This is a genomic window from Desulfonatronum sp. SC1 (assembly GCF_003046795.1).
Classification (GTDB): Bacteria; Desulfobacterota; Desulfovibrionia; order Desulfovibrionales; family Desulfonatronaceae; genus Desulfonatronum.
This window is the reverse complement of the sequence record NZ_PZKN01000017.1, coordinates 45,982-65,413: the sequence shown is the minus strand read 5'-3', so window position 1 is coordinate 65,413 and position 19,432 is coordinate 45,982. Positions and strand designations below refer to the sequence as shown.

17 protein-coding genes and 3 tRNA genes are annotated in these 19,432 nt (G+C 56.8%); 11 read left to right on the top strand and 9 right to left on the bottom strand.

The window, feature by feature from the left end; all coding sequences use genetic code 11:
* The first annotated feature begins 14 nt into the window (after nt 1-14).
* The 3 genes from C6366_RS10695 (at nt 15) to C6366_RS19600 (ending at nt 2,974) form a co-directional block, all read left to right on the top strand.
* Nucleotides 15-263, top strand: coding sequence for a hypothetical protein (locus tag C6366_RS10695; protein ID WP_107737809.1), 249 nt, complete (start codon nt 15-17; stop codon nt 261-263).
* 491 nt (nt 264-754) lie between these two features.
* On the top strand, nt 755-2,677 hold the full coding sequence (locus C6366_RS19310) for a hypothetical protein (protein WP_146164826.1): 1,923 nt from the start codon (nt 755-757) through the stop codon (nt 2,675-2,677).
* Nucleotides 2,678-2,824: 147 nt separating this feature from the next.
* Nucleotides 2,825-2,974, top strand: a complete 150-nt coding sequence (locus C6366_RS19600; protein ID WP_158269737.1) for a hypothetical protein — start codon at nt 2,825-2,827, stop codon at nt 2,972-2,974.
* 662 nt (nt 2,975-3,636) lie between these two features.
* Here the strand turns inward: C6366_RS19600 and C6366_RS10670 are convergent.
* Complete coding sequence (locus tag C6366_RS10670; protein ID WP_107737802.1) at nt 3,637-3,861, bottom strand: hypothetical protein; 225 nt, start codon at nt 3,859-3,861, stop codon at nt 3,637-3,639.
* Nucleotides 3,862-4,237: 376 nt separating this feature from the next.
* On the opposite strand from C6366_RS10670, the gene C6366_RS10665 reads away from it, so the two are divergent.
* Nucleotides 4,238-4,471 carry a CopG family transcriptional regulator gene (locus C6366_RS10665; protein ID WP_107737800.1) on the top strand — a complete coding sequence of 78 codons (234 nt, stop codon included), beginning with the start codon at nt 4,238-4,240 and terminating at the stop codon, nt 4,469-4,471.
* Complete coding sequence (locus tag C6366_RS10660; protein WP_107737798.1) at nt 4,458-4,715, top strand: type II toxin-antitoxin system RelE/ParE family toxin; 258 nt, start codon at nt 4,458-4,460, stop codon at nt 4,713-4,715. Before C6366_RS10665 ends, C6366_RS10660 begins: the two co-directional genes overlap by 14 nt.
* A gap of 92 nt (nt 4,716-4,807) precedes the next feature.
* Here C6366_RS10660 and C6366_RS10655 read toward each other — a convergent pair whose 3' ends face one another.
* The 4 genes from C6366_RS10655 to C6366_RS10640 all read right to left on the bottom strand — a co-directional run bounded on the left by C6366_RS10655 (nt 4,808) and on the right by C6366_RS10640 (nt 7,764).
* Nucleotides 4,808-5,593 carry a polyphenol oxidase family protein gene (locus C6366_RS10655; RefSeq protein ID WP_107737796.1) on the bottom strand — a complete coding sequence of 262 codons (786 nt, stop codon included), beginning with the start codon at nt 5,591-5,593 and terminating at the stop codon, nt 4,808-4,810.
* On the bottom strand, nt 5,590-6,171 hold the full coding sequence (locus tag C6366_RS10650; RefSeq protein WP_107737794.1) for a 5-formyltetrahydrofolate cyclo-ligase: 582 nt from the start codon (nt 6,169-6,171) through the stop codon (nt 5,590-5,592). Before C6366_RS10650 ends, C6366_RS10655 begins: the two co-directional genes overlap by 4 nt.
* Complete coding sequence (gene ahcY / locus C6366_RS10645; protein ID WP_107737792.1) at nt 6,171-7,478, bottom strand: adenosylhomocysteinase; 1,308 nt, start codon at nt 7,476-7,478, stop codon at nt 6,171-6,173. Before ahcY ends, C6366_RS10650 begins: the two co-directional genes overlap by 1 nt.
* Before the next feature lie 210 nt (nt 7,479-7,688).
* Nucleotides 7,689-7,764, bottom strand: a tRNA-His gene (locus C6366_RS10640).
* Between the two features lie 164 nt (nt 7,765-7,928).
* Here C6366_RS10640 and murA point away from each other — a divergent pair.
* Complete coding sequence (gene murA / locus C6366_RS10635; RefSeq protein ID WP_107737790.1) at nt 7,929-9,182, top strand: UDP-N-acetylglucosamine 1-carboxyvinyltransferase; 1,254 nt, start codon at nt 7,929-7,931, stop codon at nt 9,180-9,182.
* A 68-nt stretch (nt 9,183-9,250) separates the two neighbouring features.
* Nucleotides 9,251-9,327, top strand: a tRNA-Arg gene (locus C6366_RS10630).
* Between the two features lie 267 nt (nt 9,328-9,594).
* On the opposite strand, the gene C6366_RS10625 is transcribed toward C6366_RS10630, so the two are convergent.
* Nucleotides 9,595-9,670 (bottom strand) — tRNA-Lys (locus C6366_RS10625).
* Nucleotides 9,671-9,813: 143 nt separating this feature from the next.
* On the opposite strand from C6366_RS10625, the gene C6366_RS10620 reads away from it, so the two are divergent.
* A complete protein-coding gene (locus tag C6366_RS10620) occupies nt 9,814-11,700 on the top strand; it encodes a cytochrome c biogenesis protein CcdA (RefSeq protein ID WP_158269736.1) in 1,887 nt (628 codons plus the stop codon).
* A 157-nt stretch (nt 11,701-11,857) separates the two neighbouring features.
* Here the strand turns inward: C6366_RS10620 and C6366_RS10615 are convergent, their stop codons facing one another.
* Nucleotides 11,858-12,943 (bottom strand): glycosyltransferase, encoded by a 1,086-nt coding sequence (locus tag C6366_RS10615; RefSeq protein ID WP_107737786.1) that lies wholly within the window; start codon nt 12,941-12,943, stop codon nt 11,858-11,860.
* 145 nt (nt 12,944-13,088) lie between these two features.
* Between C6366_RS10615 and C6366_RS10610 the strand changes: the two genes are divergently transcribed.
* The 3 genes from C6366_RS10610 (at nt 13,089) to C6366_RS10600 (ending at nt 17,245) form a co-directional block, all read left to right on the top strand.
* Entirely contained in the window at nt 13,089-14,534 is a 1,446-nt protein-coding gene (locus C6366_RS10610) for an ATP-binding protein (RefSeq protein ID WP_107737784.1), read from the top strand.
* 85 nt (nt 14,535-14,619) lie between these two features.
* Nucleotides 14,620-15,246: an XTP/dITP diphosphatase gene (locus tag C6366_RS10605; RefSeq protein WP_107737782.1), complete on the top strand. Its 627-nt coding sequence runs from the start codon at nt 14,620-14,622 to the stop codon at nt 15,244-15,246.
* A gap of 202 nt (nt 15,247-15,448) precedes the next feature.
* Nucleotides 15,449-17,245 carry an N-acetylmuramoyl-L-alanine amidase gene (locus C6366_RS10600; protein WP_107737780.1) on the top strand — a complete coding sequence of 599 codons (1,797 nt, stop codon included), beginning with the start codon at nt 15,449-15,451 and terminating at the stop codon, nt 17,243-17,245.
* Nucleotides 17,246-17,352: 107 nt separating this feature from the next.
* Here the strand turns inward: C6366_RS10600 and C6366_RS10595 are convergent, their stop codons facing one another.
* Nucleotides 17,353-18,525, bottom strand: a complete 1,173-nt coding sequence (locus C6366_RS10595; protein WP_107737778.1) for an NAD(P)/FAD-dependent oxidoreductase — start codon at nt 18,523-18,525, stop codon at nt 17,353-17,355.
* Between the two features lie 42 nt (nt 18,526-18,567).
* On the bottom strand, nt 18,568-19,407 hold the full coding sequence (locus tag C6366_RS10590) for a rhodanese-like domain-containing protein (RefSeq protein ID WP_107737776.1): 840 nt from the start codon (nt 19,405-19,407) through the stop codon (nt 18,568-18,570).
* Nucleotides 19,408-19,432: the final 25 nt, after the last annotated feature.

Below are 19,432 nucleotides of genomic sequence, written 5' to 3'. Positions count from 1 at the left end.
CAAGAGGATTATCTATGGCAACACTTATAGTTAGGGAATATAAGCTTGATGAATCTGAACCAGAAACGACGGTCAAGATTCCTGGTACTGTACTCAAGATAGCGACCAAGCTGATCCCCAGGAAGGCGCTTATAGCCATGCAGGATCAGGGCATTAACCTGGAGGAGATTGTCAGGCTGTCAGGTGATCCAGAGGTCAGGGGAGTGATTGCGGAGATTGAGGATCACAAGGATAACAAGCGGATCGTGATATCAGTGGAGTAAGCACAATGGCAGAAAACTGCGCAAAGTGTCGGTTCCGAGCGAGATACGACGCCAATCCACGATCACTCTTGGGACGAATCTGGCGCTGGCATATCAAATACTGTCCTGGATGGAAGAAGTACTATGCATCGCTACCGCAGATTGGGAAGAATGCATTGTCAGTGGAATATGGGTCTGAAGTCCAATGGATCGAAAACGTAAATGCGGATACGTTTCGACATGTGTGGTGCACTCCGGTTTTTTGTGTTTAACTGGGTTGTTTTTGATTGAGGAACAACACACAAACAATCCAATTTTCTGAAAAAATTTCACTGACCTGGTTAATACAAATGCATGAAATAGTAAGAAATAATTTGGATTCTAAAAAAGCAATACCCTCTCCTAGAGGATCGAGTAATTTACAATTGGCAAAAGTTTGGCTCTTTTGGAAACAAAATGCCTCATGACATATTACATTCACAGACAGCTTTTTAGGGCGTAATGGAAAACAAATGTATATTGTAAGTTTACTAGCAATGTATCTTTTTGTTCTATTTTGTTCAACATTGGTATTTTTTCTTTGTTGTTTGCTAGGTCTTGTGGTTTTTAAAATTTTTAAATTAAAATCAGAAACGTTAGATATTCATATTGCAAACAGTTTTTGGTCTGGCTATGCAATATTTATATCTATACTTTTATTTATAAACATATTCTTCCCTATAAACTTTACTACTGCCATGCCAATATTTTTTTTGCTATCATTGGCATCAGCCGTATTAAATAAAAAACTTGTATTGAAGTATGTAAACAGCATCGATTTTTACAAATACTCAACTTACTACCTTCTTTTGAATATATTGGCATTTGTTTATTTGCGAAGCAACACTTACAAGGGGATTTATTCTTTTGACACATATAATTATCACTTTTATATACTGAGACTTGCTAACGAATACCCTGCAATAAAAGGAATTATAAATTTATTTCCGCATCTATCAAATATGTTCTCAACGATACATCACGCAAGCTTCATCAAAGTAATTTCACCGCACTATTTTTTTGATAATTATTTATTCTTTATAGCAGTGCACACATTAGTTTTAGCTTTGTTTTTTACAGTCATTTCAACGTGCAATTACTTTTTCACAGAAAATGCGAACAATAAATCTATAGATCAACAAATTTTCAAAAACTTTGTAATGTTGAGTTTTTTTATTGTGATAATTTATCCGCTCAGCATACCTACAGCATGGCATGAGTCTGAAAAACTACTTGGGCATTTTCCTGATATAGCATACTACATAATAAGCTATGTTCTTGTTTTATATTTTTGCAAATTCTTATCATGTTCAAATATGACAAATTTTTTAATCCTTGTACTTGTGTCTGTTTCGATTGTTTTTGTGAAAGCATCTTCGTTGTTCTTAGTATCAACAATTGCATGTGTTGTTTCATTCATTTGGCTTCTGAATGAAAGAGGAGGCAAGCGAATATATTTTGTATACATTTCTTTAGCAACTATTTTGTTAATACCATACATAGCACATCATATTATAAAAAGCGGAGCATTAATTTTTCCAATTTCTTTCACAAATCTAAATCTAACATGGAGCAATAGAGAAGCATTAGAAAATTTTACAGCAGGTGCTCTAAGTTGGGCGAGAAGCAACCATGCTCATGCCCAGGATAGTGAATTTGCATATATGGGTTGGATTGGTTTCTGGATAAAGGCTTATTCAAAATTTATATTTTATCATGTCGGAATATATATTTCGCTTCTTGGAATATTGGTAATTATATTTATCAAAGACAATCTATTTTATGCAAGAACAGCTAAATATATATTTTCGTTCTTGATAGTTTGGATGCCGTCTCTTTTGTTTTGGTTTTTTACAGCCCCAGACGTACGCTTTCTCGGCATACTCTTTCTTATGCCGATCTTCATAATGCTTGCCATACTATCTGCATACTTTATCGATATAAAAAGAGTGAATACATCTACTGAATCACTGTTTATTGTTGTGATTGCAGTAAATTTTCTTTTTTTCTATATGGTAAGTTATAATGTTAGTAGTATTGTTCGCTTGGCTTTGAGTGTTAGCTTTTTATTTTTTTTATATCAACACATGTATAGAAAAATATGCATCCTCAATAATGGAATTTGTCGGTTTTTTGTGCTTACAGCTTTTGGATTGCTTATAGTAGCAGGAGCAGTTGAATATAAGAAGATTTTTTCACTGAATCGCCCTATACCATACACTGATAACTCTTTTGTAAAAGAAAATTACTATGGAGTAGATATCTACATAGGGGAATGGACAGAAAAGGCGTATTGCTCTTATACGTCATTGTTTCCTGTTTCTTATTATAAAAACTATATATTTATTGACACAAAAGCATTGCATAAAGGTTTTTTGCCAAAATACAATAATTAAAAAGATATAGCTTGTTTCCTGGTGAATCATAATAATGAAAATATATCACACTAAGCTATTTCAGTGTAATTTTATACTTTTCGGATAAAGAAGTGAAGTTTGGCCAAGGCTGGGCTGAAGCTCTCAGCTGCCACAACAATGCAGCAGATGCGCACACTCCATTCATGTCTTTGTTGGAATGCCGGGGCACGAAAAGCGACCCGCAAGCTTGAGGAACCAAGCGACGCCCAGGCCCAGATACTGAAGGCCATGGGCTACGGGGTGAGCAGTGGGGTTTTACAGGAGTTGGCGATTTAACACGCCGGAATCGCTTGCGTTTCCAGGAAAAATAACGTTCAATCTGTTAAAATCCTGATTGCCAGCCATTTTTATGCTCACAGTGCGTACCTCAGCCTCAAATAGGGAAGGAATGATGACGGCTAACGGGCCGGGGCTGACCGGCTTCGGCCTGTTCTGGAGCAAGCTCGCTTGCGCAAGGACAGGCCGAAGTCCGGTCCAGTCGGTTGTTCTCGACGCGGCATCCGCGGCGAGGGCAACCGACTGGACGCAGTCAGCCCCGGCCCGTTCCCGCGACGCGGATGCGTCGCGGGAACAGGTGTATTATACGGAATTCGCAAAACTCCGACCCTCAAAATCCGGACCGTATCGCCCATCAATTTGGCTGGTACTTCTTCAACCAGGAAGCCTCCACAAGCTCAGCTATTTCAAATTTTTAAGAAAAACATGTCGGCTGCATCCTGACGCCGAGGTCAGCTTTATGCCTTGGGCTGAAGTCAGCTTTGTACAGTAGCTCCTGGCACACCTATAAATATAGGCATAAAGCCAACCTCGAAGGTGCGAACTCGTCGGAAATCCCGACAGGAAGCCTCTTGGCTCAGTTCGCCCTCGGCGTAGATATTTGCGATGTGCTCCATCACATTGGTGCGCGAGGCCTGAAACAGGTCGGCCAGTTGCTTTCATTACGCGTGGCCGTCCTGCATTTTATCCCACACGGCTGTTTTGAACCACGCGGACATACTGTCCGTTTTCATGGTCAGCATGATGCCATCGGTTACTTCCGCAAGCCAGATTTGCGCGGAGCCGGAGTTGTCGAAAATATCGGCTCGATTCGTGTGGCGAATGGCTTCCAGCAGCAACCCCAGCCTATGGAAATATTTCGAATTCACGTAAACCACGCTGGGCATGGATGCAACCAGCGCTGGCCTTGAGCCCCGATTTGTCTTGTGCGTTGCGTTGAACATTTTCGGTAGAAGAGCATGCACATGGAGGAGAAGTGATTATTGCCTGGACACCGGGCCGGAGGGAACAGCCGGCCATGGCCAGGCAACCTCTGGGGCGCATCGCCGAGCAGACGACGCCGTCGCCCGCAACCAGAGGACGGCACGTGGCTTCCGGAGCCGCGTCATACTTCCGGGTTGCGAGGGGGCATGGTTCATGGATGTTGCGGAAACGTGAGAAGCTCAAGTTTCACGGAGGGTATTGGGTTGCAATACGAGTAAAACGTTTTGACGTCAGAGCGTTTTGGCGCTAGAACGTCTTCAAACAAATGGAGGCGATAATATGGAAGCAACAGTCAAGCGCGCCACGGTTTATCTGGATGAGATTGTTCATAAGGCTCTTAAAATGAAGGCGTTGGAGACATCCCGATCCATTTCGGATCTTGTCAATTCCGCCGTGAAAAATGCCCTTGCCGAAGATGCCGATGATCTTGCGGCATTCGACAACCGGGCGAATGAGCCCCTTCTCAGTTATGATGAAATGTTGAAGAGGCTCAGGGAAGATGGCCGGATATAGCATATTTTTCAGGAAATCCGTGGAAAAAGACCTTTCCGGCATTCCGAAAAAGGATGTCATGAAAATCCTTGGTCGCATCAAAGACCTGGAAAACGACCCTCGCCCGCCAGGAAGCGAAAAGTTGACGGGACAGGAACGGTACCGCCTGCGCCAAAGAAAATACCGCATCGTTTATACCATCCAGGATGATGAACTCACTGTATGGATTGTCACGATTGGTCACGGGAAAGATGTTTATCGTTGAGGCAATTGAGAGATTTTCGCTTTTAAACGACTTGCCCCCAGTCCGCCAGGGAGCCTCCGGCCAAAAGTGGCCGCCCAGGATCAAGAACAGGGTCAGGCGATCCAGATCAGTCCGACCTGACGGCCGGTGATCTTGTCGCGGCGATAGGAGAAGAAGGTTTCGGGCAGGTTGGCGGTGCAGAGGTCCAGACCGAAGATGTGGTCCGGGCGCAGGCCGGCGGTCAGGAGTTGGTCCCGGGTCAGCCGCCAGAGATCCACGGTTTTGGTCGCGGGGTTGAAGTAGTCCCGGAATGCGTCGCCCCATTCCAAGTCAAAATTGACGAATTCACTGGCCGAGGGCCCCAGGCTGGGGCCGCGCACGGCCAGGATATCCTCGGGCCGCAGGCCGTAGGCTTGGCAGAACGCGGCCACGCCTTTTTGGGGGAAGTCCTGGCGGTTGCCGCGCCAGCCGCAGTGCAGGGCCGCCACGTGCCCCCCGTCCCGGTGGGCCAGGAGGATGGGCTGGCAGTCCGCGGTTTTCACGATCAGGGCCAGACCGGCGCGGGAGGTGGCCGAACCGTCGGCCTCCAGGGTTGGGCCTAGGGAGATGTCGTCCGTTCCGGTTTCCGTGCCCGTTCCCGCGCCTGGTCCTGCGCCCGTTCCCGGGCCTGGGTCGATGACCATCTCCACGCCATGCACTTGTCTGGTCTCGAACCAGTGGTCGAAGCCCAGTCGGCGTTGCAGAATCCGGCGGTTGGCCAGGACCCGGGCGTCCTCGTCCCCCACTTCCCAGGACAGATTGGCCTCGGCGCAAGGCTCTTGGCTCACGCCGCCCAGCCGTGTGGTGAAGGCCGCCTTGATGTTCGGCAGGCTGGGAAATGCGAAAGGGATGATGATCATCGCTGGGGACGGATGGTTTCCCGCTCCGTGCAGACGACGCGCACGGGCTGGTCGTGGGCTTCCCGGGGCAGGCGGTCCAGTAGGGTGTCGTGAAAGGTCAGGCCGATGGCCAGGATGTGCGGATCGAGCCGGGAGAGCAGGCGGTCGTAGTAGCCGCCGCCGAAGCCCAGCCGGTATCCGTCGCGGTCAAAGGCCAGGGCCGGGACCAGCACGGCGTCCGCGTCGCGCGGGGCGCAGAGGCGGCAGATCTGGCGGTCCGGCTCCAGGATGTCGTAGCGACCGGGCACAAGCTCGTCCGCGGATTGAAACTCCAGAAAATCCATTTCCCCGGAGCGCTCCGGACAACAACAAGGGGCCAGGGTGCGCGCACCCCGGCCCCAGAGTTCTCGAATCAGCGGCCACGTGTCCACTTCGCCCGGCAAAGGCAGATAAACCAGGACGGTCCGCGACCCGCCGAGTATCCGGGCCCACTCGGGCAGGCCGCGAACCTGGTGGTGAATTAGTTCGTGGACCGCCGGGGCCGCGGCCGACGCCTCGCGCCGAACCCGCAACCCGCGGCGCAGCGCGGCCTTGTCCATTAGTAGCGATAGTAGTCCGGCTTGTAGGGGCCGTCCAGAGACACGCCCAGATAGTCGGCCTGGGCCGTGGTCAGAGTGGTCAGCCCCACGCCCAGTTTGCCCAGATGCAACCGGGCCACCTTCTCGTCCAGCAGCTTGGGCAGGACGTAAACCTTGTTCTCGTACTTGTCGGGGTTGGTCCACAGTTCGATCTGGGCGATGACCTGGTTGGTGAAGGAGGCGGACATCACGAAGGAGGGGTGGCCCGTGGCGCAGCCCAGGTTGACCAGCCGTCCCTCGGCCAAAAGGATGATCCGCTTGCCGTCCGGGAACTCGATGTGGTCCACCTGGGGCTTGATGTTGATCCAGTTCAGCTCGCGAATCCCGGCCACGTCGATTTCCAGGTCGAAGTGACCGATGTTGCAGACAATGGATTGGTTCTTCATCACGTCCATGTGCGCACGGGTGACAACGTCCCGGCAGCCCGTGGCCGTGACGAAGATATCGCCCAGCGGCGCGGCCTCTTCCATGGTCAGCACCTGGTAGCCTTCCATGGCCGCCTGCAGGGCGATGATCGGGTCGACCTCCGTGATCAGCACCCGGGCCCCCAGGCCGCGCATGGCCTGGGCGCAGCCCTTGCCCACGTCTCCGTATCCGGCCACCACAACGACCTTGCCGGCCACCATCACGTCCGTGGCCCGCTTGATCCCGTCGGCCAGGGACTCCCGGCAGCCGTAGAGGTTGTCGAACTTGCTCTTGGTCACGGAATCGTTGACGTTGAAGGCCGGGCACTTCAGAGTGCCGACCTTTTCCATCTGATAGAGCCGGTGCACGCCGGTGGTGGTTTCCTCGGACAGGCCGCGCACACCCGCCATGATTTCCGGGCGCTTCTCATGCAGCACCTGGGTCAGGTCCCCGCCGTCGTCCAGGAGCATGTTCGGGGTCCAGCCGTCCGGGCCCTGGATGGTCTGATCCACGCACCACCAGTATTCCTCCTCGGTTTCGCCCTTCCAGGCGAAAACCGGAATCCCGGCGGCGGCAATGGCCGAGGCGGCGTGGTCCTGGGTGGAGAAGATGTTGCAGGAACTCCACCGGACCTCCGCGCCCAGGTGGATCAGGGTTTCGATGAGCACCGCGGTCTGGATGGTCATATGCAGGCAACCGGCGATGCGCGCGCCCTTCAGGGGCTTGGACGGGCCGAACTCTTCGCGCAGGGCCATCAGCCCGGGCATCTCGGTTTCCGCGATCTCGATCTCCTGGCGGCCCCATTGGGCCAGGGACATGTCGCGAACCTTGCAGTCCGTGGTGGTGTCAAGAAATCTGGTCATTGATCATAACTCCTTTGCGCTCGGCGAAAAAAATGAAGAAGAAACAGGGAGTAGGCCCCGTCAGGCCCCCGTGAGCTTGGTCGGGCCTGGTCAATGGGGCGGGACGGTCGTATTTGAAAAAAGCGAGAAAAACCTATATCCCCCCACGGGTCAAGAGCGGGCAAGCAAAAAGGGGTCAACCCGTGTTTGGATTGACCCCTTAGAATTGCATGGGGTGGATGACGCGACTTGAACGCGCGGCCGCCTGGGCCACAACCAGGTGCTCTACCTACTGAGCTACACCCACCGTGAAAGAGAGTCATCTAAGCAAAACATCGCCTTCTCGTCAAGATGTTGCGGTTCAAACTTCAGGGTTTTACGCTTGAGTTTTTTGAGATGGTTCAATTCTGGAAGCGCCAATAGGTACTGAGCCATCCTTACCTTAACCATGAGAGAACACCGGAGGATATTTTGGATAAACTGGTTATTGAAGGGAATGTTCCCTTGCGCGGTCGAATCCGGGTCAGCGGGTCGAAAAACGCGGCCCTGCCCATTTTATTGGCCTGCATCCTGGCCGAGGGCCCGATCCACCTGCGCAACGTCCCCAAACTCAAGGACATCGCCACGACCCTCCAACTGCTGCGCCTGTTGGGCTGCGAGGCTGAGCAGAACGGCGAGACCGTGGTCACCTGCGTGGGGGCGAACCTGATTCCCGAGGCCCCCTATGAATTGGTGCGCACCATGCGCGCCTCGGTGCTCTGCCTGGGGCCGCTGCTGGCCCGGCTGGGCAAGGCCGAGGTGGCCCTGCCCGGCGGGTGCGCCATCGGCTCCCGTCCGGTGGACCTGCACCTGCGCGGCCTGGAACGGATGGGGGCCACGTTCGAGCTGGAGGCCGGAAACATCGTCGGTCGGTGCGACCGGCTCAAGGGGGCGCACATCAATTTCGACTTCCCCACGGTGGGCGGGACGGAAAACCTGCTCATGGCCGCCAGCCTGGCTGAAGGCGAAACCATCCTGGAAAACGCGGCCCGGGAGCCCGAGGTGACCAATCTAGCCGATTTTCTGAACGCCTGCGGCGCGAAGATCGAGGGCCAGGGCACCAGCATCATCCGTGTCCAGGGCGTGGAGCGGCTCACCGGGGCCGAGTTCAGCGTCATGCCGGATCGGATCGAGGCCGGAACATACCTGGTGGCCGCGGTGATCACGGACGGAGAACTCTATCTGGAGAACTGCTCCATGGCCGACCTGGACGCCGTGGTTTACAAGCTGCGGGAAATGGGGGTCTGGATCCAGGAGGGCAAGAGCGGGATTCTGGCCAAGCGCGGGACCAGGCTGGTGGGCGTGGACGTGATGACCCAGCCCTTTCCCGGCTTCCCCACGGACATGCAGGCTCAGCTCATGACCTTGATGGGCCTGGCCGACGGCTCCGGGACGATCAAGGAAACCATCTTCGAGAATCGCTTCATGCACGTTCAGGAACTGGTCCGAATGGGCGCGCGGATCAAGGTCTCCGGCCAGAACGCGCTGGTTCGGGGCGTGGACCACTATGTCGGCGCCCCGGTCATGGCCTCGGACCTGCGGGCCAGCGCCTCCCTGGTCCTGGCCGGTCTCGCGGCCAAGGGGACCACGGAAGTCCGGCGAATCTATCACCTGGACCGGGGCTACGAGGACCTGGAAGCCAAACTGTCCCAGGTAGGGGCTCGAATTCGCCGCGTGGCCCAATAAGCTTATCCCGCAACCATGTTCGCAACGCCTTGACGTCGTGTTCCTCGGGCGTTAGGAAATCAGATTCCGCTCCCGTAGCTCAGGTGGATAGAGCGATCGCCTCCTAAGCGATAGGCCGCAGGTTCGAATCCTACCGGGAGCACCATATTTTTCTTAGAAGCCACCGTCGTCATGACGGTGGCTTTTTTCGTATCGTCCAAAAAAACATGGGCGGTTGAGGACCCAGTGGACTAGCCGCATCATGATCAGGTACAGGAAGCATGAGTCGCTTGGTGGCGCTGCGTGCTTTTGAAGTACTCTGAAAAGGGGCCGAAGCTCTCACCCGGTTGGGCAGGAGTTGAACAAAGGATGGTTTTTCAATGGTCAGAATAAAAAAAGGCTTACGATTTTCATCGTAAGCCCTTGAATTTCCTGGTGGGTCACCAAGGAATCGAACCTTGAACCTCCGGATTAAGAGTCCGCTGCTCTGCCAGTTGAGCTAGTGACCCAGGGAGTGCCGCTCGCGGCAAGACAGCGTCTATAGACCTCACCCAAGAACCTTGTCAAGGCGAATCCAATGAGACGTATTTTTTTGAGTCGTGAAACGGAAAATAATGTGAAGCATGGCTGCTCCGGTTCGGGGAGGACATGGTTGTTTGGTGGTTGCCTGTTGCTGCTGATCGTTCTCGGGACCGGCATTGGTCCTTGGGAGCGTCCGGCTCGCGGTGATGCTGTCCCGGCTCCCTATTCATCCAGGTTGGAAACGTATGTCCTGAGCGACGCCCTTGGTTCACTGCCCGCGGGCGCGACGGTGGGAGTGTACTGGGTGACTCCGGCGCCGGGCTGGTACGCTTACGGACACGAGCCCGGTCCCACCGGCATGCCGACCACGTTGCAGGCCATGCTTGAGCCGGGGGAGAAATACTTGCAAGTGTTCTATCCTCCCGGAATCGTCATTGAGGACAGTCTCGAACCAGGCGTGATGGTGGAGGCCTTCAAGGAGGCCACGCCGCTTTTCGTCGCTTTGCCCGGCGAAGAGGTTTTACAGGAACGTGACGTTCTTCATATCCACCTGAGGATGCTGCTGTGCTCGGATCGAAGTTGCTGGCCCATTGATCTGCGCGAAGAGCACGAGGTCGCCGACCTTCTGGAGCGAACGCGTCATGCTTCGGGGAGCGAACCGGACTGGACCGAGCAACTGTCGGCGGCGATCCCTGGAGCCACGACGACCCCGTTTGTTCGACCCGGCGCCGCGAGCGGTTTGGTCACGGAACCGACCCTCGTCGAATTCGCTCCGGATCGGCTCGAACCCGTCTCCTTTCAGCCGGGGCTGGAGGTTCGCGGGTTGGGCAAGGCCTTGCTGTTGGCCCTGCTCGGGGGATTGATCCTGAACTTGACTCCCTGCGTGCTGCCCGTGGTCAGCCTGAAGCTGCGCGGCCTGATTCCGGATGCCTCCTCCGGGGATCTGGAAAGCCAGCGCAAGGCGTTCCGGGATCACAATCAACTCTTCGCCCTGGGCATTTTGACGTTTTTCATGATTCTGGCGTTTCTGCTCTCCCTGACCGGGATGGTCTGGGGCCAGATATTTCAAAGCCCGACCACGGTCATCGTCCTGGCCACGTTGCTGCTGGCCTTGAGCCTGAGCCTGTTCGGCGTCTTCAATCTTCCGGTGATCGACCTGAAAATGGGCCGCAAGGGAGAAACTTCATTGTCCAACGAAGGGCAGGCGTATTTTACGGGGATGCTGGCCACGCTTTTGGCCACTCCGTGCAGCGGACCGTTTTTGGGCGGAGTCCTGGCCTGGACCCTGATCCAGCCGCCCCTGGTGGTGGCGGGAGTGTTCTTCTGCGTGGGTCTGGGCATGGCCGCTCCGTACTTCGTGGTCAGCTTCTTTCCCAACTTGGTCCGCTTCCTGCCCAGGCCCGGCAACTGGACGCTTTACCTGGAAAAAGCCCTGGGCTTTCTGCTCCTGGCCACCTGCATCTACCTGCTGACCTTCCTGCCCGGAGAGTTCCTGTTTCCGGTGCTGATTTTGTTCTGGGCCACGGGCATGGCCTCCTGGATTTGGGGAGGATGGACGAATCTGTCGCATTCCGCGTTGCGACGCTGGTCGATTCGGGCCGGGGCTCTGGTTCTGGTGCTGGCCGCCGGAGGCTGGGCCTTGACCGCCAAGCCCGTGTCCAGCGACTGGGAGCTGTTTTCCGCTGAACTGTACGTCCAGGCGCTGGGCGCGGACAGGATGCTCGTGGAATTTACCGCCGAATGGTGCCCGAACTGCAAGTTCCTGGAAAAAACCGTGCTCACTCCGGGCAATCTCGCCCCGTTTCAGGACAAGTACGGCCTGCGCCTGGTCAAGGTGGACCTGACCCATGACAGCCCGGACGGGATGGCCCTGTTGCGGGGCCTGGGCAGCCAAAGCATCCCCCTGGTGGCGATCTTTGATCGCGGCGAATCGGCGGAGCGACCGGTGATTCTCAGGGACCTCTTCACCTTGGGACAATTGGAGCAGGCTCTGGAGAAGGCTTTTCATCAACGGTGACGGGCTTTCTAGGCACTTCCGCACCAGCCACGGGAAAGCTTTGGCCCAGATCAGAATCCCTTGGACAGGCAAGATGCCTGCCCCACCATGAAAAAGGCTACTCATGGGGTTATGAAAAGTTATACCTGGACGGAGATCCGGAGTAGTCACCCGGTCCTCATGCCGCCAAGAGGTAGTCGCGGCCCGGAAGATATCCCCGCCCGCCCAGGAAGCGCTCGATGTCCTCGGCCCCACCGTGGCCGGCGACGTAGGAGACCAGAAAGGCCCGTCCCGGCGGGGGAACTTCGTCGCGGTGGATGACGGGGCGACCGCCCACGCGGCGATTGATCTTGCGCGGATCGATGTCCAGCCAGGCGGTGATCTCCACCCCGTGACCCAACAGCATTTCCGCCCTCCGGCGGGTGATCCGGCCCGCGCCCATGACCATGACGCGGGGATGATGCGGATTGTGCTTCGTCAGCCATTTTGCCAGATACTCGGCCTTGACGGCGTAAAACTCCTGGACGCCGTAGCGGGAGTGGGTTCGGGAGAGGCGGAACGGGGGGTCGTTCCAGACGTACAGCGTCTCGGGCAGCTTGGCCATGCGTACGCTCAGGCTCAGCCAGCGCAGCCAGAGTTCATAGTCTTCGGGAAACGGACCGTCCCGATAGGCCCCGAACCGGCACACCAGCTCCTTGCGGAACACCACGGTGGGGTGGACCAGAGGAGATTCGCGGAACCGACCCAGGCAGATTTGATCATGGTCCAGCAAGGTATTGGTCCAGTCCAGGTGCCGTTTGTACCCTCCGGCACGCTCCGCGCTCCCGCCGAACGCGGCCCGACAGGCGACGAGGCCGACTTCCGGATTTTGCCGCAGGAAGTCGATCTGCTTTTGCAATCGCTCCGGATGGCTGACGTCGTCGGCGTCCATGCGCGCAATGTATTCGCCTCTCGCGGCGGTCAGCCCGAAATTCAGGGCCTGGACGATCCCTCCGTGCCGCATCTCCAGCGCCCGCACCCGATGGTCGGTCCGGGCGTATTCCTGAAGGACAGCTCGGGTGGCGGAAATTCCCGAGCTCCCGGTCGACGTGGTCCTGTCGGAGCCGCCCCGTCCATCGTAGGGACGCCCGTCGTGAGGATGGTCGTCGGAGCCGTCGTCCACCGCGATGAGTTCCAAATCCGTAAAGGATTGGCGCAGCAGGCTGTCCAGCGCAAAAGGCAGGGTGGAGGCGGCGTTGCGGACGGGCAGGAGAACGGAAATCATGGCAATCCTTGAATTCTTGACAAAATGCCGTAAAAGCTCTGAGGGAGATGCCGGTGGTTGAAACAAAGGTCAAGCCCGAGTATGCCGGAACTATTCGTACAACAATTTGGGCAAAGTCCGGTTAAAAATCCCAAGGAGCGCCGCCGTGAAGCGACCTCGAATCTCCCTCGGGGTGAAAATTCTGGGATTGATTTCCCTGCTGACCTGTCTGGTGTTTTTCGGTCTTTTCGCGGCCAATTACTACTGGAAACAAGAGATCACCATTCACCAGATCGACCGCCTGGGGCTGCGCGTTTCCGAACTGCTGAGCATGGCCATCGACGGCCCGATGCGCCGAGGAGACAACCCCGGAACCCACGAGCAGTTTCGGGTTGCCTCGGATTTGTACGCGGACATCCGCATCTACCTGACGGACTTTCGCGGCAACGTCACCTATTCCACGGAAACCGAAACCCTGCGTCACGACCTGCTCGACCTGTACGACCACCCCGAAGTCCAGGACATGCTCGCCCTCGGTCTCAAGGAGGGGAAAGACTCCGGTAAGCTCCTGGAACTGCGGGATCGTCCCTACTATCTGCGAGTCCGAAGCATCGCCAACAGTCCGGAATGCCACCATTGCCACGGCGCGAGTCAACCAATCCTCGGCACGCTGTTCGAATTTCAGGACATGCACAAGGACTTTGCGCAACTCCGGACCCTGCAGATGTACGGGGCCCTGATGGCTTTCGGCGGCCTGGCAACGCTGTTGGCCTGCGTTTTGTTCTATTTACGCACGCACCTGCTGGACCGCATTGGTAAACTGTCACGGGTCAGCCAAGCGATCCGCCAGGGCAACTATTCCGAGGACTTCAGCATTCAAGGTGCGGATGAACTCAGCGAGCTCGGCGGCAATCTTTCCGCCATGGTCCACCGTCTGCAAGCCGCGGAGAAATACGCCGCTATTGGCGAGTTTTCCACATACATCGCTCATGAGATCCGCAACCCACTTTTCGCCATCGGCGGCTTTGCCAATACCCTGGTCCGCGCGCCGGGGCTGGACGACATCAGCATGCAAAAAATCCGGATCATTCTCAGCGAATCCAAGCGGCTGGATGATATCTTGCGGACCTTCATCAACTTTTCCCGTCCCCTGGAGCTGACCATGAGTCCGGTGCGGATCGATGAGCTGACGAGAGAGGTAGTGCAAACCCTGGACGAGTCCTTTCCTTCCTCGAATATCCGCCTCCGCCTGGACCTGGCCGAAGCGATGCCTTCCATCGTCACGGACCCGGAGATGGTGCGCCAGTGCCTCAAAAATCTGATAAAAAACGCCGTGTCCACTATGCCTTCCGGCGGCGACCTGCGGATTTCCGTCCGAGAGGACCGGGAAAACGTCGTTCTGGAGGTTGCCGATACTGGTCATGGGCTGCCCAGCGACGTTCTGGACCATCCCTTCAACCCGTTCACCAGCCTGGAGCTGGCGATGACCCGAAAGATCGTGATCGACTTGGGTGGAGAGCTGCACCTGGAAAGCATGCAGGAGACGGGAACCACGGCCACCTTGCGTCTGCCCAGAGCCCGAAGCGCGGAGGCGGGGGCAAGGGATGCCTGAGGCAGGAGGCCGCGGGCGGTATGCGGTGTAAACATGTAGGGCGGAGCTTGCGGCTAGTGCGCGATTCCGTTGGAGGAAAGACGAATTGGATCTGATCATTGCCACGAAAAACAAGGGAAAAGCCGGGGAGATCGCTGCATTGCTGCGAGAATTCGACGTGCGGGTGCTGACCATGGACGCCTTCCCGGAAATCGGAGATATCCCGGAAACGGGAGAGACGTTCGAGGAGAACGCCTTGATCAAGGCCAGGGCCGTGGCCCGGTTGACCGGCATGGCGGCCCTGGCGGACGATTCCGGCCTGGAAGTGGACGCCCTGGCGGGGGCGCCGGGCGTGTATTCGGCCCGATTCAGCGGCCCGGACGCCACGGACGCGACAAACAACGCCCTGCTGTTGTCCAAGTTGGAAGGCGTGCCTCCGGAGGACCGGGGGGCTCGTTTCGTCAGCGTCATCGCGGTCCATGCACCGGTTATGGACGGTAAGGAACTGTTGGCCCGAGGAACGTGGTCCGGCCGGATCACCCTTTCCCCCCATGGCGAGAACGGCTTTGGCTACGATCCGCTGTTTATTGACGAGGAACTCGGCCTGACGTCCGCCCAACTGAAACCGGACGAGAAAAACAAACGCAGCCACAGGGCCATGGCCCTGCGGCGGTTGGCTGTCGCTTGGCCGGACTTCATCCGTGATATTCGCGACAAAGGTCCGAATGGTTGAGCGGAAGCCCGGTAACCCCTTGACTTCAAGGCCAATGATGGTCACTTTGAAATGCGCGGCTGTCTTTGACGGTCGCTGTCCGGCATCTTCCCAGTTTTTCTTGCCGTCGTCCCGAGTCCCTGTTCTGCTTTGATTCGTTGTCACGGCCCGATTCCCAACCCCGACCTCATGTCGGAATCTCTTCAGACACGCCGAGGCGACCATGCCGATACGCCATCTCTGGTTACTGCTTTACATTTTGATCTTGTCCTGCGGCGGCCCGCTGGCAGCCGTCAGCCATGCCAGCGCCGAGCGCGACTACACCAGCGGTTGGAACGAATTCCATCGCCTGCTCAAGGAGCCGGGCCAGGCTCAGAACCGCAACGCGTGGCTCGCCACGCGCAATATGTTCAACAGCGCCTTTCAAAAAGACTCCGCGGGCCCGGAAGCCCCCAAGGCGTTGTTCTATCTCGGCCGGGTCCACGAGGAAATGGGGCTGCGCTTCGGCCAGGCTTCCGACTTCTCCCAGGCTGCGGACTACTACGGACGAGTCGCCCTGCGATTCGCCAATCATACCTGGGCGGACGACGCCTTGCTGCGCAAGGCGAAAATCCATCTGGAGCATCTGAACGATTCAGCCCAAGCCTACATCGATCTGCTGTCCATCGTTCACAACCACCCCAAGGGCGACATGGCCCCGCAAGCCCAGACCATGCTTCGCGAGCTGGACTCGGCGTTCCTGGCCAAGGTCAACGCATCAGGAGCCGGGCCCGGCAGCGCGGTCGCGGCCACGCTCCCCGCCTCGTCCTCCGCTCGGACCTCCGAGCCCGCGGTCCAGGCATCCCTGAGCGGCCCGGTTGCGCCGGGTTCTCGCTCCGCCGGTCCGGGCTCCGATGACGCCCGCTTGACCCAGGTGCGCTACTGGAGCAGCGACGAGTATACCCGGGTGGTCCTGGATGTGGACGCCGAGGTCGCCTACAGCCATCGCCTGCTCAACCCTGATCCGGACCTGGGAACGCCCCATCGGTTGATGATCGACCTGCAAGGGACGGTTCTGGGGTCGGAAGCTCCGGCCCAGCTCCATGTGGCCGACGGTATTTTGCGGCAGGTGCGCACCGGCCAGAATCAACCCCATGTCAGCCGGGTGGTGCTGGACATTCAGCGTCTGGAGGACTTTCGCGTCTTTACCCTGGAAGGCCCGTTCCGAATCGTGATCGACGTCAGCGGGGCCAAATCCAAAGCCCTGGCTGACTCACGGCCCTCCCCTCCGGCAGGCCGGTCTCAGGTCTCTTCCCATCCTGGAGACGTGGCGGGCAGCCTTATCGAACAACTGGGATTAACGGTCAGCACGATCATGATCGACCCCGGACATGGAGGCAAAGACCCCGGTGCCGTGGCCCACGGGATCAAGGAGAAAGACATCAATCTGCGCATGTCCAGAATACTGGGGCGGATGCTGGAAGAAAAAGGATTCCGTGTCCTGTACACCCGGACCACGGACGTTTTTATCCCCCTGGAGGAGCGCACGGCCATGGCCAATGCCCAAAAGGCGGACCTGTTCCTCTCTATCCACGCCAATGCCCATCCGAACCCGAACATGAAGGGATTCGAAATCTATTCATTGAACTTGGCCAGGAACCAGGACGCCGTGCGGGTGGCGGCCAGGGAGAACGCGGTATCCTCGAAAAAAATCAGCGACCTGCAACTGATCCTCACGGATCTGATGCTCAACTCCAAGATCACCGAGTCCCGTGAGTTGGCCACCAAGATCCATGGAAACACCATCACAGGCATGCGTCGCACCCATCCCAGTCTCGCGGACCGGGGCGTGCGGGAAGCCCCGTTCTATGTGCTGATGGGCGCCAAGATGCCGGCGGTGCTGATCGAGATGGGCTACCTGACCAACCGGGACGAAGCCCGGCTCCTGAACACCGACGCCTACCTGCGGACCCTGGCCACGAACCTTCTGCAAGGGGTCCTGGCTTACCGCGACCATATCGAGCGGCACGCGAAATTGTAGTTCGCGCAACGTTTGCCAAACCCGCTTCTGCTTTCCTAAAAAAACGAAACGGCCCGGCGGCGTGTTGAACACGTTGCCGGGCCGTTTTTTTTGCGACGTTGATTATTTCAGTTGGTTCCGGAGGGGACGTTTGGGAGATATTTCTTGATGAATTTACGGTCGATATAGTCCTTGATCCAAAAAGCCGTACGCCCGCCGAAGGCGACGCCGCTTTTATGCAGAATGCCCTGTCCTCCTCCGATGTTGAAGATCAACAGGTACGTCCCGCCCGGATCAAAGGCTTTGAGAGAACGACCCTCCAGTTGGGCCTGGAGGTTGTGCAGCAGCACGGGATTCTGACGCACGGCATAGACGCCCACCTTGTCCAGCGGCCTGGGCGCGAAGGTGATGCAGTCGCCTCCACCGAAAATGTCCGGGTGGGAAAGGCTTTGCAGGCATTGATCGACCAACAGTCCGCCGTCCTCGCTCACCTCCAGGCCGGAAGCCCGGAAGACCGGCGACGGCCGGACCCCCAAGGCCAAAAAGACCACGTCCTGAGCATGCCGCTGTTCGTTTTCCAGGAGAACTACCTCGGATTGCACGGACCGCACGTAGCTCCCCTCTATGACCTCGATCCCCCGTTTGCGCAGGGCTTTTTTGGCCAGGCGACGGACTTTTTCCGGCATGGTCCTGAGTAATCTGCCGCCGACAAACAGTTGAACCACGCAACCTTTACCCCCGTTTTCCCTGCCCGCGGCCCAGGCGTTGCCGGCGATTTCCAGGGCCGCCGGACCACCGCCGCACACTCCCACCCGGACCGGACGGTCGCGGGCCAGACCAAGGATGTGCCGGCGGGCTTGCCATAGCTGCTCAATGGGTTTGGCCGGAAAAACTGGCCGTGACGTATCGTCTCCCTCTTGCCAATTCAACCGATCCGTCACCCCAGCACTGTCTTTGGTTGTCAGGTCCCGAGGGACGAAGCTGCCCAGGTTGCAGCTCAACACGTCGTAGGGCTCTTCGTGGCCGGATTTCAAAATCACTACATGGCGGGCCGGGTCAATGGCCGCAACCGTGTCTTGGATAAAGACTCCGCCTCGACTCTCCACCATGTCACGCACCGGAAAGCTGATTTCCTCCGGCTGGTAGGTCCCCCCGAGCATGCCCGGTCCCATGCCGGAATAATAGTGGCGTTCTCCGGGACCGATGGCGGTTACGTGATGGCCTTTGGCCACCAACTCCGGAATGGCCGCCATTACGGCCATGTGCGCATGGCCGGCTCCGGCCAGGAGAAGTCTGGGCATGGCTTGACGTTGCTCCCTGTTGCGGATTGACTTCGAAAACCGTTACGGACGATCCAGCAGTTCACCTAGGTGCCGCAGGTGCGTTTTTTCCTCGACGGCCATGGTTTCCAGAAAGGATCTAACATCGCCCTGAGCCTGGAAAGCGGCGCGAGAGTAAAGATCCAAGGCCTGGGCCTCCACGGCCATGGCAAAATCCACGATGTCCTCGACGCTGGTCAGGTCCACGCCCATGCGACGCATGTGCTCCTCCAGAGGCATGCCCCCCTCGGGAACGGCCTCGCCGCCAACGTCCTTCGGGACGTCGGCATCCTCCATCCGCCTGGCCACGGCGGCTTTGTGCTTCACTTCCACATCAGCCAGGGTCTGGAAAAGTCGGGCGGCCTCCGGGTCGGCCACTTTACCGGTCATGTCCCGATAGAACGCTTCCAAGGCCGCTTCCATGAGGTAGGCGACGTTCAGGGTTCGTTCCAGGGACATGGGCGGCGAGAAGTGTTCCAACCCCAACTCGTAATCCCCGAAACCGGTCCAGCCATTCCAGGCTTTGAAGCCGCCGCTGAGGTTCAGGACCCGTTCGAAGCCTCTTCCGGCCAGCATGTGGGCCGCGACTTTGCTTCGGCCGCCGATGGCGCAGTAGACCAGAACCGGCTTGTCCTTGGCCAGTTCATCGAGTTTTTCGTCCAGATCGGCCACGGGCAGCAATCGTGCTCCGGGAAGATGGCCTCGGCGGTATTCCTTGGGCTGCCGGACGTCCACGATCTGGATCTCCGGTTCGGCGTCCAGCAGACTCCGGGCTTGGTCGGCGTCAATGGAGGTGATCCGGACGTCGCCGGGCGAGGCGATCAGGGACTTGATGGATTTGAGTAGATTGAGCCAACGGGGCATGGTCGAATCCTCGAGGTTTGTCGTG

Bases quoted from the DNA above. Each gene is read 5' to 3' on its own strand.
- C6366_RS10695 (WP_107737809.1), top strand. From the start codon at position 15: ATGGCAACACTTATAGTTAGGGAATATAAGCTTGATGAATCTGAACCA.
- C6366_RS19310 (WP_146164826.1), top strand. From the start codon at position 755: ATGTATATTGTAAGTTTACTAGCAATGTATCTTTTTGTTCTATTTTGT.
- C6366_RS19600 (WP_158269737.1), top strand. From the start codon at position 2,825: ATGCGCACACTCCATTCATGTCTTTGTTGGAATGCCGGGGCACGAAAA.
- C6366_RS10670 (WP_107737802.1), bottom strand. From the start codon at position 3,861: ATGCCCAGCGTGGTTTACGTGAATTCGAAATATTTCCATAGGCTGGGG.
- C6366_RS10665 (WP_107737800.1), top strand. From the start codon at position 4,238: ATGGAAGCAACAGTCAAGCGCGCCACGGTTTATCTGGATGAGATTGTT.
- C6366_RS10660 (WP_107737798.1), top strand. From the start codon at position 4,458: ATGGCCGGATATAGCATATTTTTCAGGAAATCCGTGGAAAAAGACCTT.
- C6366_RS10655 (WP_107737796.1), bottom strand. From the start codon at position 5,593: ATGATCATCATCCCTTTCGCATTTCCCAGCCTGCCGAACATCAAGGCG.
- C6366_RS10650 (WP_107737794.1), bottom strand. From the start codon at position 6,171: ATGGACAAGGCCGCGCTGCGCCGCGGGTTGCGGGTTCGGCGCGAGGCG.
- ahcY (WP_107737792.1), bottom strand. From the start codon at position 7,478: ATGACCAGATTTCTTGACACCACCACGGACTGCAAGGTTCGCGACATG.
- C6366_RS10615 (WP_107737786.1), bottom strand. From the start codon at position 12,943: ATGATTTCCGTTCTCCTGCCCGTCCGCAACGCCGCCTCCACCCTGCCT.
- C6366_RS10600 (WP_107737780.1), top strand. From the start codon at position 15,449: ATGCCGATACGCCATCTCTGGTTACTGCTTTACATTTTGATCTTGTCC.
- C6366_RS10595 (WP_107737778.1), bottom strand. From the start codon at position 18,525: ATGCCCAGACTTCTCCTGGCCGGAGCCGGCCATGCGCACATGGCCGTA.
- C6366_RS10590 (WP_107737776.1), bottom strand. From the start codon at position 19,407: ATGCCCCGTTGGCTCAATCTACTCAAATCCATCAAGTCCCTGATCGCC.